This is a genomic window from Paenibacillus sp. EKM301P, from assembly GCF_011800295.1.
Lineage (GTDB): Bacteria > Bacillota > Bacilli > Paenibacillales > Paenibacillaceae > Paenibacillus > Paenibacillus polymyxa.
In genome coordinates this window covers 1-500 of record NZ_JAALFM010000078.1, presented here as the reverse complement: position 1 = coordinate 500, position 500 = coordinate 1, and the positions used below count along the sequence as shown (strand labels likewise).

Here is a 500-nt window from a genome sequence, read left to right as displayed (position 1 = left end):
CGGGCAATCGTGTCCACGATGTCTTCCGGGTTCTTTTCCCCGCCAACCGGCAACAGGCTTACCTTCGAGCCGACCATCGACCACCAGAACAGCTCCCACACCGACACGTCGAAGGTGAAGGCGGTCTTTTGCAGAATCGTATCTTCTGCACTCAAGCCATAACGATCATGCATCCACAAAATCCGGTTCAGCACGGAATGATGCTCCACCATTACGCCCTTTGGTTTTCCGGTCGAACCGGAGGTATAGATGACATAGGCAACATGATGCGGTCCAGCTAGGGGCTCCAGATTCGAGCCGTCTTCGTGATAAATGTTCTTGCCATCCTGCTCCTGACGATCCAGCACCAGCACCTGGCCGTCGAAACTCAGCGACACTTGCTCCGTCAGATGTGATTGTGTCAGCACCAGCTTCGCTCCCGAATCCTCCAGCATAAAGCGGATACGATCGGCCGGATATTCCGGATCAATCGGCACATAGGCTCCGCCGGCCTTCAAGAT

General features: G+C 55.0%; 1 protein-coding gene. It reads right to left on the bottom strand.

Annotated elements, in window-relative coordinates; genetic code table 11:
- A partial coding sequence (locus HFD99_RS24895; protein WP_167441061.1) for an AMP-binding protein occupies nt 1-500 on the bottom strand: 500 nt, incomplete at both ends.